We start from the raw sequence: 12797 nt of genomic DNA, 5'->3' as shown, positions 1-12797 counted from the left end.
TCATTGAAATCTATTGGGTGAAAATGGTGTTGCTGGAATATGCGTTGAAGTACCAGATATCATTTCTGCAATCAGCTTCCCCGTCGCAGGGGCTGTCATCAAGCCAATCATATTATGACCGACTGCAAAGAATGTATTTTCCATCAAGGGAGCTCTTCCAATCATTGGCAGGCTATCCCATGTCATGGGTCGCCATCCACACCATTTTTCAGTGGCCGGACCCGATAAATTGCTCTTCAAGTAGGGCTGAACATCTTCTTGCAATTGCTGCATTCTAAATTCTGGAATGCTGTCATCAAATCCAGAAAATTCCATAATAGACCCTAGCCGCAGTTGATGGCTAAAAGGGGTAATAGCAATATTAACTTCAGGCAAAACCATTGAAATCCTAGGACTAACCTTTGGTTTTTTAAGGGTCAGTGAATACCCTTTGCCTGGCTGTATTGGGATGCTGGCTTTGAAATGCCGCTCTAGGTTCTGACTGTAAGCCCCAGTGGCAAGAACAAGATGATCAGGATGAAATTCCTGTTGAGATGTCTGCGCCGTCGTGACTCTCCTGCCAACTGTTTCAAGCCCCAACAATTCACAGTCTTCAATAAATGTTACACCCTGTTTTTTAAGCGCTGCGGCCCACTCTTGAGCCAACAGGTCAGGGCGCAAATGTCCGTCTTCTGCATAGAAAAACCCGCCAGCCATGGCATCAGCAATGGCTGGATCAAAGGCCGACAATTCATCTTCCTTCAAAAATTGTGCTTCTACATTGAAGTGATCGCGGCACCAAGCATTCACGGATTGAAATTCTGAAATTTTCGAGGGGCTTTTAAACAGATATAACAAACCGTTTTGCTGCCAATCGCACTTAATCATCATGCTGGAGATTAAGGCTTTATATTCATCAAATGAAGAGGAGAGTAAATTATAGAGCCCCTGCGTTGCAGATTGTTTTCCACCAAAACAGCAGCGTATAAAATGCCATAACCAGCGCAGAAAACGAGTATCCATAGAAGGCGTAATTTTAAAGGCTGCTTTTTTTTTGAAAAGAGAAAAAAAGGCAGTTTTGAGGGCGCTAATGTTGTTTAGGGGCAGAATATGGCTGGGTAGAATATGACCACAGTTACTCCGAGAACAAGCCCCAGCGACACTACCTTTGTCGATAACTGTCACCTGATACCCGTCTTCATGAAGGTAATGGGCACAAGCAATTCCAATAATGCCCGCGCCGACAATCAGAATGTTTCCTTTGCTGTCAGACATTACCATTTGATCCCTTTTTGAAACGGATCTCCGCTCTGCTGAATCAGCGTTGCGTCAGCAAATATATAAGCTTCTCCTGCAATGGTAGGGATGATTCCCTTTGCCTGTGCAGGCTCATACGTCGCTTTAAATTGACTGCCTACAATACTTTCTTGCACCCACTCATCCCCCGGGGCAAGCGCATGCCGCTCTGCCAAACAAGCAAGTTTTGCACTAGTGCCCGTCCCGCATGGAGAGCGGTCATAAGCTCCGCCTGGGCAAAGAACAAAATTTTTGCTATTGGCATGGCCAGTTTCCGGTTTTTCAAAGAACTCAATATGATCAATTTCTTCTCCGTGTAGTCCCGTAATCCCTAACTCTTTTAGAGCCCGACGAATGGCAAACCCATAGTCCGTTAAAGAAGAAATATTTGCAGTACAGAGACTAAGGGGAGACGTTTCCACCAAGAAAAACCAGTTCCCCCCCCACGCGACATCGCCGACAATGGGTTTTTCCTCACAGGCTAGTGAGGAGCCAGTAACACGTACATCTTTTTGAAAACAAAAACTTTCCACATTGACAAAACTGACTTGGTTTGGCCCTGTGAGTGTTGTCTTAACAATACCCACAGGCGTTTCAATGAAATGATCCCCTTGGTCTATTCGGCCCAAATAATACAGCGTAACCATTAAACCAATAAGGCCATGCCCGCACATACCAAGATAGCCTGCTGAATTGAAGAAGATCACACCCGCCGAGCACCGGCTATCCTGAGGGGGAACAACCAAAGCGCCGACCATGGCATCAGAACATTTCGGATCCAGAACGGTCTCTCTTCTGATGTCATCTCGTTGAGACCTCAACACTGATAATTGTTCTGCAACAGACCCTGACCCTAAGGGGAGAGACACGTCGATAAGTACCCGTGTTGGCTGCCCGCCAGTATGAGAATCGATCACGCGCATAAGAGCCTCTTAATCAACAGCGCCAGGCCAGCTTGCCCACCAAGCTTTAAACAGAGACCATTGCTGCTCAATGAATGTTTTTTGAGACGCAGACAAATAATCTTGGGCATAGATCTGATGGGTATATTCCTGATGGCCTTCGAGCACCATTAGATGCTTATAGTAGAGCACCAGATCGGGCCCCTCATCAAAGGTTGCCAACACATGAAGGGCATCGTCCAATTGCTTGGCAAGAACCCGCGCTTGAGCATCTCCCCGTGCGGCTCTTTTACACAACTCTACGAGACGAAGAACTTGAACAGGAAGCGCATTGCCAACACCTGTAATAGCGCCCTTTGCACCGCAATTTACATAGCCATGAAAGACTTGCGTATCCACACCGATCATTAGGGATAAATCGTCATCTGTTCCTGTGATATGTTCGGCGGCATAGCTCAATGAATGACTGCCTCCAAATTCTTTAAAGCCCACAAGATTACTATGCTCATCTCTGAGCTTAAAAAACAAATCCGCTTTTGTCTCAAATCCATAATAGGGGCTATTATAAATCACGGCAGGTAAATCTGGGGCTGCACTCAGAATTTCTTTGAAGTGGAAATATTGAGCCTGTGATGAACTACCGCGCGACATCACACGAGGAATAACCATTAACCCAGTAGCACCCTGCGCACTTGCGTGTGCAGATATAGCCGCCGCTCTTTCCGTATTTTGAGCTCCTGTTCCTACAATTGTAGGAATATTATTTTGGCATAAACTCTCAACACCTTTACAACGCTGTTCGTCCGTCAACAAAGGCCAATCCCCCATAGAGCCACAATAAATTACTGCATCCATGCCTTCCTGAATTAAGGATTTTCCCGTACTCACCAATGCGTTAAAATCGGGTATACCTTTTGAATTACAAGGCGTCATAAGGGCTGGCATACAGCCAGAGAAGATATTTTTTTGCGATGTCATTTAACGAATCCTCTAGTATAGAAATGCTCACGAATATCTTTACAATAAGCTATCGTACCGGCATCGTCTCAGCGAGAATTATATTAAAAACTTTAAATATTGCATAAAATATGTAATAATACTCCGTGATGACAGATGAGAAAATAGCGCTAGACCAAGCAATCAAATCATATCCCATTGAGCAAATTTTCGATTGCTTGAGTGATACTGTTTTCTTTATTAAAGATCGACGGGGCCGATATGCTGTTTCCAACAATACGTTAGCGCTGCGCTGTGGACTGAATGATAAAAGTCTTCTTATAGGCAAAACTCCTTCTGAGCTGATGGGAAAAGCTTTTGGCAAAAGATACGAAGCTCAGGATAATGCTCTTCTAAGAAAGGGTGTTGCTGTGGTTGATCAATTAGAGCTTCATTTATTCGCAAATCAAACTGCGGGATGGTGTATTACAAATAAGAAGCCACTGTTGGATAAAGACGGCAAGGTTATTGGCATTGTCGGCATTTCACAAGACTTGAAACAGCCAGACCTCTCTCATTCAGAGATGAAGAAATTGACTGGCGTGATCGAATTTGTTCAAGATAATCTATCCCTCCCTCCCACTGTGGAAAGTTTAACAAAAGTAGCCAATTTATCGCGCTTTCAATTGGATCTAAGAATGCAACGCATATTCGGCCTCACTGCAGGACAATGGATATTAAAGCAGAGAATTGAAGAGGCGCGAAAGCTGCTGATGTATAGCGCTCATTCCCTTGTCGATGTTGCCATGCAAGTAGGCTATTCAGACCAAAGTACCTTCACGCGACAATTTCGTAAAACGACAGGCATGACACCGTTGAAGTTTAGGCGGTCTAGCCTCTAGACTGATGCCTCAAGTCTTACGTGCACCAGAGAGACATAAGGCCATATTGTAAAATCTATCATCTTCTGTAATGACATGATAACCGTTTCGCTCATAAAGTCGCACAGCGGGACTCATCTTAAAGACACGCAGCTTTATTTGGTTCGATTGAGAGAGCTCTGCCCTACGTTTTATTTCATCCAAAGCGTGCTGACCAATCCCTCTACTTTGATAAGACGCCTCAATCTGAAGATCCCTTAGATTGCATCCCTCACGGTCAAAGTGGAGGCGAAAGAGCCCCGCCACTTTCTGGTCAACCAAAATGTCAACATTTTCTAGATCCGCTGTCTGCTCGATTATAGTATTCACATCCCATCCCGCAGAATAATGTTCGTAATAGGCGCGCATATTACTAAATGTAAGGCCAGCGGCAGCAGGGAGATCTGTTGAGGGTCTATAAGTTATCTTCATATACTCTCCCTCAATCCATGTCATCATGAAGACTTACAGGTCTACTGTAGCAGTAAATCTTTACCATATTTTGTTTCAATATCTTCTAAGATATTTGTCGCTCTAAGTTTTTTTGTTACTTGGTTAAAGCGGTCCCTTAAATTTTCATCTCTGAAACATAGATATTGTGGATTAGGCTTAAACTGATAAAGGTTTTTTAGCTTCACTGATTTTTGGGAATCCTGATCGTTTTTTTGATAATAGCTAATCCCGTATATATCGCCAATATAAGCCCGCATTCTATTGGCTCTGAGCATGCGTAGGGCTAGTTTCGCATTCGGAGCGAACTTTAATAAAGAGAATTTCGCTAAAGGAGTCTCTTTAAAACCTAATATTGTCTCATTCGCTCTGTAAAAAGCAGCGATATCCCCTTCTTTCAAGTCTGACAAACTTTGGACATCCGTTTCCAGACCACGGTCTAAGCTCACTAAGATATTATACCACATTCTATAAGGTTCAGAAACAAAGCAGTCTAAATCATCAAAGAGCCAAACCGCTATAGCATCAATGTTGCGATTGTTCATTACTGTCGCTTGTCGGCGGTAAGGAATGCTATAGTACTGCGTGGAATAAGCCATCTCACTAAAAATGGCATTAAGTAACTCAAGATCTAGTCCCTTAGCTTTGTCATTATCAATAACATAGGGTTTCACTTGGGCCGTAATCCCAACTTTAATGACATCTTTATCCTCATAGGCTAGCGCATCTTGATCGCTGAAAAGGGACAAGACATAGACGCTAAACAGTAAAAATGGATACGACCTTTTAACCATTTCTTCACTGTAAGCGATAATTAGTATGATGCAATGAAAACATGTGGCTGCCTAAGGAAAACCTGATGCTCTCTTATGAGGAGGATAGTGCCCTTCCCTAGCCTGAACAAGGAACGACTGACTCTCAATAGACAGGTCTTATAATCAAGGACAGTGAAAGCTCAGGTCTTGGAGCGATTATAAATGCGACCTCCTGTAAGCAGCAGGGTTTTGCCCAACTCGTTTTTTAAAAGCTGTATTAAAAGTAGATTTAGAGTTGAACCCCACTTCGTAAGCGATAGAAATTACCAACTTATCTTTATTGAGCAGCGCCTTTTTTGCCTCTTCAATTCTGTAATCATTCACAAAGTGAAAAAAGTTTGTTCCCAAATATTGAGACAGGGTTTCCGAGATATGATTTTCAGAGACTCTTGTGAGTGCAGACAATTTATTTAAAGACAAATTTTCAAGCAAATAGGCTTTCTCTTCTGTCATCACTTGCTGTAATTTTGCAGCGATACCCTCCATTTTCTCAGCACTTAATAAGGCAGTTCTGGCCGGGCGATTTAGGGGAAGGCCCTTTTCAGAACCATTTAGGATTTTTTGACTTAAAGATTTTTGGATAAAGAAGGCCAAAGCTATAGTTTCTAAGAGAGGCAAAACAATACCAGAGCCAGCCCAATACCAGCCTATTGCTCCTAGTGAAAACTCCGTCGCATAAAGCAGCCAAGCCACGCCCCAAATCGCGATGACCGGTCTAATCCATGCCACTGAACGCTGTTCAACCTCTGCATAACGTTCGAGCAATTGCTTCTGGTGGGTAGAATGAAGCTTAAGAGTCTTTGCTAAGAAAGCAAAAGTGAACACAATAAAAATAGCCGTCGAGAACAGACAGGTAAATACTGCGATCCCCCAAAGGTCTGGATCTCGTGTAGCCGGATTTGCAAGCGCCAACTTTGCTTCGGGGCTCATCATCAACAGAAAAGGTAACATGGCCACCAGTACAACAACTGGTCCCGATAGAGCAACCATCCAAATATGTTTGCCTAAGGCTTTATCCGGTGACATGGTCGCATGAGCATAAAAGTAAAAAGCCGGTCCCAGTAAAACCCGAAGAGGCAGCTGTATGCCCGCCAAAGAGGGAGCATAGACATAAGCGCCTGAATAAATAAAAAGTTCGCCCGCAATATGAATTAATAAGAGTATGAAAAGGCCAAGAAGAAAAATGGACTGTCTTTTCCTTGGCCTCTTAAAGGTTTCTAGGAGTGCAAAAAATGTCATCCCAAGCATGCAGGAATAAAGGATCGTGGGTAAGAGATTAACCATTATTTTACCAGACATAAACGAAGTGTAATATCAGATATTTATAGTATTAATAGCCAGGGTTAGCAACCTGCATCAGCATAGAAGCCCAAGAAGGCTAAGCGCCTCTTAGCCTTGAACAACTCTGGATTTAAAACTTGCCCCTAACCCCATAAAGGCTGCAGCGATCACTGCATTTGTGTAAAAGTCCAGAGACAATCCTACTGCCATACCTTGCTGTAGACTGACAACAATCATCAAAAGCCACATGGCGACAGGCAAAGAGAGAAGCCAAGCGATTTTTTTCTGACCCTCTTGTGAGAAAAATGACAGGGCCATACAAGAGAACGCCACCACCATGGCTATCATAAAGAGGCCAATCAGCAGCAAAAATCCTTGGGGCGGTGGAGTAGGCATGCCCTGACCAAAACTAAAAAGAAAAAAGATCCATCCTGCCGCACACCCTAAAGACCCCAACGAAAGGAGAGCAGCACCAGCGCCTACTTTGGCTATAAAAGGGGCACCAAGAGACGCTTGGTTGTAGAGCTTAAACAGTCCAAAGACAGCACAAGAAAAAGCCAGGATAGCAGGGATCGCCGCCCAAATGATTGAGATCTTATAATCCGATAAATGCCGCAGCCAAAGCATCGCTGTATTAAAGGCCATTAAACTGCCTGCGGATAAGAAAAGGCGGGATTGCCAGTGATTGCTGTGTGATATTGCTGTCGCTATTTTTTCCATTATCATTCTCCTTCTAATGGGATTTTATAAATGTATTATGAGAGATAACAGACAATCGCCTGACGAGTCTCTCTATTGAGAGCAATAGACCTAATCTAGATCAACTGTCGTCCATTTGGGCCTATTCGAACCTTTTATAGGATTAAATTGATTGAATTTAGCGTTAAAAAAGCAGCCCTAGAAGCCACAGTTCAAGCGCCCAACGCCTCCAGGGGCGATGAAATCAAAATGGAGGGTAGACGTGCTCCGAAAAAAGATAGATGATCCAAAGGATAATTTGAAAAGACTGAGAGAGTTTCATCGGGCGCTTCTTGCTGCAGAGTGCCTGCAATTCAAAGGATATCATCATGCTTAAATTTTCCATTCGCCTAGGACTATTTCTGTGCCTGCTTATCATCCTTCGATTGGCCTATGTGGTTGGCAGCGGTACCGGATTGACCCAGTCCTATGAACCAAAACTAGCCGATCAGTGTACGCCAATACTGATCGCTCCTGGCACTGAAGACATCACAATTGATCATGAATTAGGACAAGTTTTTGTCTCTGCAGATAACCGACGTAAGAATGGGGATAGATCAAAGAACGGCATTTACATGTTTACAGCAGGAGATCCTTCAACACTGAAGAAAATCTCTATGAATGCGCCCCGAGGATTTCGCCCCCATGGATTCAGCTTATGGAAAGGGCCAAAGGGCAATAGACGCTTATTTGTGGTCTCTCACCCCGCCCGTCATACCCATGCCATTGAAGTCTTCACTGTCAAAACCAACGGTATGCTCGATCATATCAAAACGATCACCGACCCTCTTATTCACTCTCCTAATGATCTAGTGGCCGTTGGAGAAGATACCTTTTATGTGACGAATGATCATGGATGGACTGGGGCAATGAGAATGGTAGAAGACTTTTTAGCTGTCCCTGTATCTAACGTTGTCTTTTATCAAAGCGGCACTTCAGAAGTCGTGATCAACGGCCTCTCCTATGCCAATGGAATAACAGCATCAGAAGATGCACAAACCCTTTATATCTCTGAAATATCAAAGCGCCAAATTAGAGCATGGCACAAAAGTGATACACACGGTTTTGAAGAAGGTAAAACATGGCCAATGCGTATGGCAGCCGATAATTTAGAATGGGATGATTTCGGCCGCTTATGGACTGCGGGACACCCCAATACTCTAGCCTTTTTAAACCATGCCAAAGATCCTAAAAATTTATCCCCTTCCATGGCAAGTTTTATCAACTTGAAATCAGACACTATAACGGAGGGGCTTTATTCAAGCGGATCTGAAATGAGCGGTTCATCTGTTGCGACCGCTAGCAAGGGGCGCCTCTATCTGGGTGCTGTTTTTGAGGCACATATTTTATCCTGCCCTCTGCTTCCAGAGGAATAATTTTGTCGTTTCAAAACAAGGCGCTTCAGACATAAAAAGGTTACAAAATGCGATTATTTTTTTCTCTAGTGATTGCCTCTCTGTTTATGAATGGATGCAGTCCAAAACAAACAGCGGGTGGGGTCGCTACAGCTGTATCCCTTGCAGCGGTCGTGCCCGTCTCTCCCTTAACGGAAGGCTACCGTTCTTTAAGTGGATCAAAGAAACATATTAGACAGCAAGCCGAAGCATGGCGTCAAAAATTTGACCCATTATATAGGGGCAGACTCAAGGCCTTGAATAGGAGAAATGCTGAAAAGGATGCAAAAGATGTTTATGAAAGAACAGGGCCTGTTTTTCTCTCTAGAGTTAAGGGAAAGAACGATTTTGTCGGCCTCTTAAAAAAAGATGGCCTTTCCACACATATGGAAGTCCTCACTCCTTACCCGTCAGACCCGACGATCGCACGTCTAGAAACGCTTCTCTTTGATGACCCAGTTCAAAGTCATGAAACAGGACATAAGTATAACAGTAGAGTTTATGATTGCTTTCTTTCTAAAGTCTACGATTACAGACTGGCCTTCAACCATACCATGTCAAAATTGAGTGATTTATATAAAGTAGTCTATCCGCGAAAAATATTTAAAGATGCCTGTGAAAGAATGATTCAATTAAAGGACATCAATGAAAAACCAAGACAGTAGGAAAGCACACTCTTCATAATTCAGAGGGTATTTCTGAACATTTTAATCGCGAAATACCCCAATTTTCTATTATGATTTAGCCTTTGCTGTAAAAGTTTTAGTAATGATGCGCCAAGCATTTTGACGTTTATACATAACTAGATAATCGACATAATGAGTGCTCGGTGTATGAAAGTCCATTTTCACAATAGCCATCTTATTGTCCACGATATCAACGGACAGGATATTAGCCTCCCACTTTTTTTCTGTACCTTTAAAATAAGTAGAAAACTCTTTTAGGGACACAGTTCTTATGGTTTCTTCCCCAGTCTCTTTGTCTACAACAAGCATTTTTACGTGGCCAAAATCTTGATCAAAAGCTTTAGATAGAAGTTTCTGGTCGCCCCTAGCCGCACCCTTGAAATAATTATAAGCTGTCTCAATTACAGCTTGATACTCTTTGCCTGTTATCGCTTCAGTAGAGCTTGCGGATGAAACAAAAATATTCAGGGAGATAATAGACAATAAAATGAGTTTCATTCTTTAATCCTCTGTCTTGGTTCAGTTAAACGAATACGCTTTGATAGGGGAACTCAATCTGATGATCCACCTAATATAGGCCATGACAACGAAAGTTAGGGTTTTTGAGACAATTAGTTTTTATCTTAGTGCGCGTTAAATTCTTTGTTACTTTTAAGCCAATAATAGATGGCTACCATTAGCATGAGCGACGCTGGTAATAGACCAAATTCATCTCCATACCACTTTGTTGTTTCAGTATTTTGTGTAAGGGTAGAGAAATATTTCTGTAAGAAAACATTTGCGCTCATATGAAAAATAACACCAGTCCATAAGCTATCTGTTTTCACCCTTAAGTAAGTCATGATGACAGATGCGCTCATGATATATACTGTAAAACAGGCCACTTGAAAGGGCAGAGGCGTCCCAGAGACGCCGTAAAATCCCATGAACATAAGCGGCCAATGAAAAACAGACCATAAAAAGCCGCTGATTAATGATGTGGCCTTAAAGGAAAACGATTTCATTAAGGCCGTAACTAGAAAGCCCCGCCATGCGATTTCTTCACCAAGGACAGAGGGAAGGGCTAAAAGAAAGGTGATCGTTGCAGTTATTAGAAAATGGAATGCAATGATTGACGCATCATTCCATTCTGCAAGATTATAGCCTTCGCGGGTATGGTCGATATAGGTTTCATTATAACCCCCCCCCACACCTGTAATCCAAATGATAGCATAGGCTGTTGCAATGATAAAGAATGGCAAAAGGTAGCTCGTCCACTGATATTTCCATTTTCCCCAGCTCCAGCCCCAGGTATTCAAAGATTGTTTTCTTAGTAGGCTTGTGACAATTGCCGCGACACCTACCGAGAGCATTAAAGGAGTTGCTTTGCCCAGTCTGAAAATAAGCCAAAAGCCAATAAGATGAAAAAGAGCAGTTAAAGCTATGAATAAGCTTACTGTGATTATTGTATCTTGCTTTTGCGTCATTTTTTCATCTTATACTATGATTTTTTTCTGAGGGCGACGACACAAGCCAGTGACAATACGATCAGCGCCATGATACTGCCTTCTGGCCCAGACAGGCCCCCTGAAATCCATTGTGGCGCACTTGGATTGATGGCGAAGTCCACAAAGAGGGGGGGCGTGTCCAAATCAATTCCCGTTGTAGCAACGCCAAAGCCATTAATGAAGAACCAGTTCCAAGCAGCGTGCCAAGCACAGGCACCCCATACAGATCTATCTCTTATGGTGATGAGGCTCGTAAAGACTGAAAACAATATCAACATCAGGGAAAAGCCTATAGCCATCCATATGGAATTATTAGCAAAATCGTAGGACAAAAGGTGCAAGAGTAAGAAGCCAAGTGTATTAAAAGCTATGCCAGCGACGATACCCCTTTTCGCACTTATTTTTCCGAGCATCCAGCCTCTGAAAACTATTTCTTCTACACCAGACTGAACGGCAAAGGCTGTGAGGAGAATAAGAACGGCAATGAGATTGCCGGATGTAAATGTTGGTATTTTCTCAACGACAAATCCCCCTGTTAAATAAATTAATAGAACAACAGTGCCGGACATGCCCAGGCCATAGAGGAGGCCACGTCCGTATTTATAAGAAGAGTCCCCAGACAAAGTGAGCCCAACACTTTTTAATGTTGTGCCTTCATAAAACCTGACCCACAGCCATAGGAGAACAAAGGTCGTTAAAAAAGTAGCAAAAAGCATATAGAGAATGTTGGGATATTGTTCCAGTACTTCGATGTGATCCTCGTCGATCAGGCCGGATTCAATCAAAGGGACAATAGTAATAATCTGCGCCAAAATGAAAAAAGCAAATAACAATAAAAGCATAATCCATGGATTATTATGGCGCTTTGCCGGCGGGAAGCCTTCAAATAATACAGTAGGTGTTTGAGATAAAACTGTCATGACTTTTAGTTTCCTTCTTATTTTTTTTCATTAAAAGCGCTTTATTCAAACCCTGGAGCCGACAAAAATATATCAAAATCTTGCGGTATACGGTATGATGAGCCACGACAGGGCTTAAACAAAAAAAAGATTATAATGCCATGACAGATCACCTCAATCATTTTGCAAAAATTGCACATGAACAATCCTCTAAAAGAGACCCTTTTTTAAAGGGCGTTGAAATGGTGCAGTGGCATGTCAATCAATCGGATGTGACCTATTGTCGCCAGTCAGATCACACCCTTAGTCTTTATCTTTCAGGGGGCACCACTAGTTTTCGCAAGGATAAACAGGGGCTTTACGGAGGCCCCGGTAAAATTTGTTTGATGCCAGAACAGTCTGAAAGCAAATGGGCCATTAACAGTGAGATTGATTTTCTGCACTTATACATCCCAGACGAACAACTTAAAACTGCGGCGTCTATGACTTTCTCAAAAGATGTGCGTTTTATTGAGCTGCTTGACGTGGTTTATCAAGAAGATCCGATTTTATTGGCTTGGGTCCAAAAATATGTGCGCTCGACAAGGACTGATCCGGTTGAGAGTGAAGAGATTGTAAACAATATAATTGTACATTTACTACAGCACTACACGAGCAAAGATTTGTCTTTGAAACAGGTAAAGGGGGGATTATCTCTTTATCATATGCGTAGGGTGAATTCGGCGATAAAAGATCAATTGGACCATAAAATTACCATTGAATGGCTGGCTGCGCTAATAGGACTTAGTCCTTTTCATTTTGCACGCATGTTTAAGCTCAGTTTTGGCATGACCCCTTCACGCTATATAACTGCTCTGCGTGTTCAAAAAGTTAAAAGCCTCTTGCAGAGTGAAAGGTCTTTATCAGATATTAGCTATGCTGCAGGTTTTGCTCAGCAAAGCCATATGTCCATTCAATTTAAAAAAATCACTGGCTTTACACCTGCTGTATATCGCTCCTTATAGGTGCCTGATG

At 42.7% G+C, this 12797-nt stretch carries 14 protein-coding genes; 4 read left to right on the top strand and 10 right to left on the bottom strand.

Annotation, left to right across the window (positions count from 1 at the left end; genetic code table 11):
- Genes QGN29_RS05650 through QGN29_RS05640 form a run of 3 tightly spaced genes read right to left on the bottom strand, consistent with a single transcriptional unit; the run spans window position 1 to window position 3155 of the window.
- Window positions 1–1254 carry an NAD(P)/FAD-dependent oxidoreductase gene (locus QGN29_RS05650; protein ID WP_310799720.1) on the bottom strand — a complete coding sequence of 418 codons (1254 nt, stop codon included), beginning with the start codon at window positions 1252–1254 and terminating at the stop codon, window positions 1–3.
- The gene (locus QGN29_RS05645) at window positions 1254–2198 is read right to left on the bottom strand and encodes a proline racemase family protein (RefSeq protein WP_310799719.1); all 945 of its coding nucleotides are present in this window, start codon (window positions 2196–2198) and stop codon (window positions 1254–1256) included. The genes QGN29_RS05650 and QGN29_RS05645 overlap by 1 nt, the downstream gene beginning before the upstream one ends.
- Window positions 2199–2207: 9 nt before the next feature.
- Complete coding sequence (locus QGN29_RS05640; RefSeq protein WP_310799718.1) at window positions 2208–3155, bottom strand: dihydrodipicolinate synthase family protein; 948 nt, start codon at window positions 3153–3155, stop codon at window positions 2208–2210.
- Window positions 3156–3283: 128 nt separating this feature from the next.
- Between QGN29_RS05640 and QGN29_RS05635 the strand changes: the two genes are divergently transcribed.
- Window positions 3284–4015, top strand: a complete 732-nt coding sequence (locus QGN29_RS05635; protein ID WP_310799717.1) for an AraC family transcriptional regulator — start codon at window positions 3284–3286, stop codon at window positions 4013–4015.
- Window positions 4016–4024: 9 nt separating this feature from the next.
- On the opposite strand, the gene QGN29_RS05630 is transcribed toward QGN29_RS05635, so the two are convergent.
- The 4 genes from QGN29_RS05630 to QGN29_RS05615 form a co-directional block, all read right to left on the bottom strand.
- Window positions 4025–4465: a GNAT family N-acetyltransferase gene (locus tag QGN29_RS05630; RefSeq protein ID WP_310799716.1), complete on the bottom strand. Its 441-nt coding sequence runs from the start codon at window positions 4463–4465 to the stop codon at window positions 4025–4027.
- A gap of 41 nt (window positions 4466–4506) precedes the next feature.
- The gene (locus QGN29_RS05625; RefSeq protein WP_310799715.1) at window positions 4507–5277 is read right to left on the bottom strand and encodes a substrate-binding periplasmic protein; all 771 of its coding nucleotides are present in this window, start codon (window positions 5275–5277) and stop codon (window positions 4507–4509) included.
- A gap of 177 nt (window positions 5278–5454) precedes the next feature.
- Window positions 5455–6597 (bottom strand): helix-turn-helix domain-containing protein, encoded by a 1143-nt coding sequence (locus QGN29_RS05620; RefSeq protein ID WP_310799714.1) that lies wholly within the window; start codon window positions 6595–6597, stop codon window positions 5455–5457.
- Between the two features lie 90 nt (window positions 6598–6687).
- On the bottom strand, window positions 6688–7299 hold the full coding sequence (locus QGN29_RS05615) for a hypothetical protein (protein WP_310799713.1): 612 nt from the start codon (window positions 7297–7299) through the stop codon (window positions 6688–6690).
- 347 nt (window positions 7300–7646) lie between these two features.
- Here QGN29_RS05615 and QGN29_RS05610 point away from each other — a divergent pair, with 347 nt between their 5' ends.
- Entirely contained in the window at window positions 7647–8693 is a 1047-nt protein-coding gene (locus QGN29_RS05610) for a strictosidine synthase family protein (protein WP_310799712.1), read from the top strand.
- 47 nt (window positions 8694–8740) lie between these two features.
- On the top strand, window positions 8741–9376 hold the full coding sequence (locus QGN29_RS05605) for a hypothetical protein (protein WP_310799711.1): 636 nt from the start codon (window positions 8741–8743) through the stop codon (window positions 9374–9376).
- A 69-nt stretch (window positions 9377–9445) separates the two neighbouring features.
- On the opposite strand, the gene QGN29_RS05600 is transcribed toward QGN29_RS05605, so the two are convergent.
- The 3 genes from QGN29_RS05600 to QGN29_RS05590 all read right to left on the bottom strand — a co-directional run bounded on the left by QGN29_RS05600 (window position 9446) and on the right by QGN29_RS05590 (window position 11804).
- Window positions 9446–9895 carry a nuclear transport factor 2 family protein gene (locus QGN29_RS05600; RefSeq protein WP_310799710.1) on the bottom strand — a complete coding sequence of 150 codons (450 nt, stop codon included), beginning with the start codon at window positions 9893–9895 and terminating at the stop codon, window positions 9446–9448.
- A 125-nt stretch (window positions 9896–10020) separates the two neighbouring features.
- A complete protein-coding gene (locus QGN29_RS05595; RefSeq protein ID WP_310799709.1) occupies window positions 10021–10863 on the bottom strand; it encodes a CPBP family intramembrane glutamic endopeptidase in 843 nt (280 codons plus the stop codon).
- Window positions 10864–10877: 14 nt separating this feature from the next.
- On the bottom strand, window positions 10878–11804 hold the full coding sequence (locus QGN29_RS05590) for a CPBP family intramembrane glutamic endopeptidase (protein ID WP_310799708.1): 927 nt from the start codon (window positions 11802–11804) through the stop codon (window positions 10878–10880).
- A gap of 140 nt (window positions 11805–11944) precedes the next feature.
- Here QGN29_RS05590 and QGN29_RS05585 point away from each other — a divergent pair, with 140 nt between their 5' ends.
- The gene (locus tag QGN29_RS05585) at window positions 11945–12787 is read left to right on the top strand and encodes a helix-turn-helix domain-containing protein (protein ID WP_310799707.1); all 843 of its coding nucleotides are present in this window, start codon (window positions 11945–11947) and stop codon (window positions 12785–12787) included.
- Window positions 12788–12797 lie beyond the last annotated feature (10 nt).

The sequence above is a fragment of the Temperatibacter marinus genome (assembly GCF_031598375.1).
Classification (GTDB): Bacteria; Pseudomonadota; Alphaproteobacteria; order Sphingomonadales; family Kordiimonadaceae; genus Temperatibacter; species Temperatibacter marinus.
This window is presented reverse-complemented; position numbering and strand designations above follow the sequence as displayed.

Coding starts and splice junctions, on each gene's coding strand:
- QGN29_RS05650 (WP_310799720.1), bottom strand. CDS start 1,254: ATGTCTGACAGCAAAGGAAACATTCTGATTGTCGGCGCGGGCATTATT.
- QGN29_RS05645 (WP_310799719.1), bottom strand. CDS start 2,198: ATGCGCGTGATCGATTCTCATACTGGCGGGCAGCCAACACGGGTACTT.
- QGN29_RS05640 (WP_310799718.1), bottom strand. CDS start 3,155: ATGACATCGCAAAAAAATATCTTCTCTGGCTGTATGCCAGCCCTTATG.
- QGN29_RS05635 (WP_310799717.1), top strand. CDS start 3,284: ATGACAGATGAGAAAATAGCGCTAGACCAAGCAATCAAATCATATCCC.
- QGN29_RS05630 (WP_310799716.1), bottom strand. CDS start 4,465: ATGAAGATAACTTATAGACCCTCAACAGATCTCCCTGCTGCCGCTGGC.
- QGN29_RS05625 (WP_310799715.1), bottom strand. CDS start 5,277: ATGGTTAAAAGGTCGTATCCATTTTTACTGTTTAGCGTCTATGTCTTG.
- QGN29_RS05620 (WP_310799714.1), bottom strand. CDS start 6,597: ATGTCTGGTAAAATAATGGTTAATCTCTTACCCACGATCCTTTATTCC.
- QGN29_RS05615 (WP_310799713.1), bottom strand. CDS start 7,299: ATGGAAAAAATAGCGACAGCAATATCACACAGCAATCACTGGCAATCC.
- QGN29_RS05610 (WP_310799712.1), top strand. CDS start 7,647: ATGCTTAAATTTTCCATTCGCCTAGGACTATTTCTGTGCCTGCTTATC.
- QGN29_RS05605 (WP_310799711.1), top strand. CDS start 8,741: ATGCGATTATTTTTTTCTCTAGTGATTGCCTCTCTGTTTATGAATGGA.
- QGN29_RS05600 (WP_310799710.1), bottom strand. CDS start 9,895: ATGAAACTCATTTTATTGTCTATTATCTCCCTGAATATTTTTGTTTCA.
- QGN29_RS05595 (WP_310799709.1), bottom strand. CDS start 10,863: ATGACGCAAAAGCAAGATACAATAATCACAGTAAGCTTATTCATAGCT.
- QGN29_RS05590 (WP_310799708.1), bottom strand. CDS start 11,804: ATGACAGTTTTATCTCAAACACCTACTGTATTATTTGAAGGCTTCCCG.
- QGN29_RS05585 (WP_310799707.1), top strand. CDS start 11,945: ATGACAGATCACCTCAATCATTTTGCAAAAATTGCACATGAACAATCC.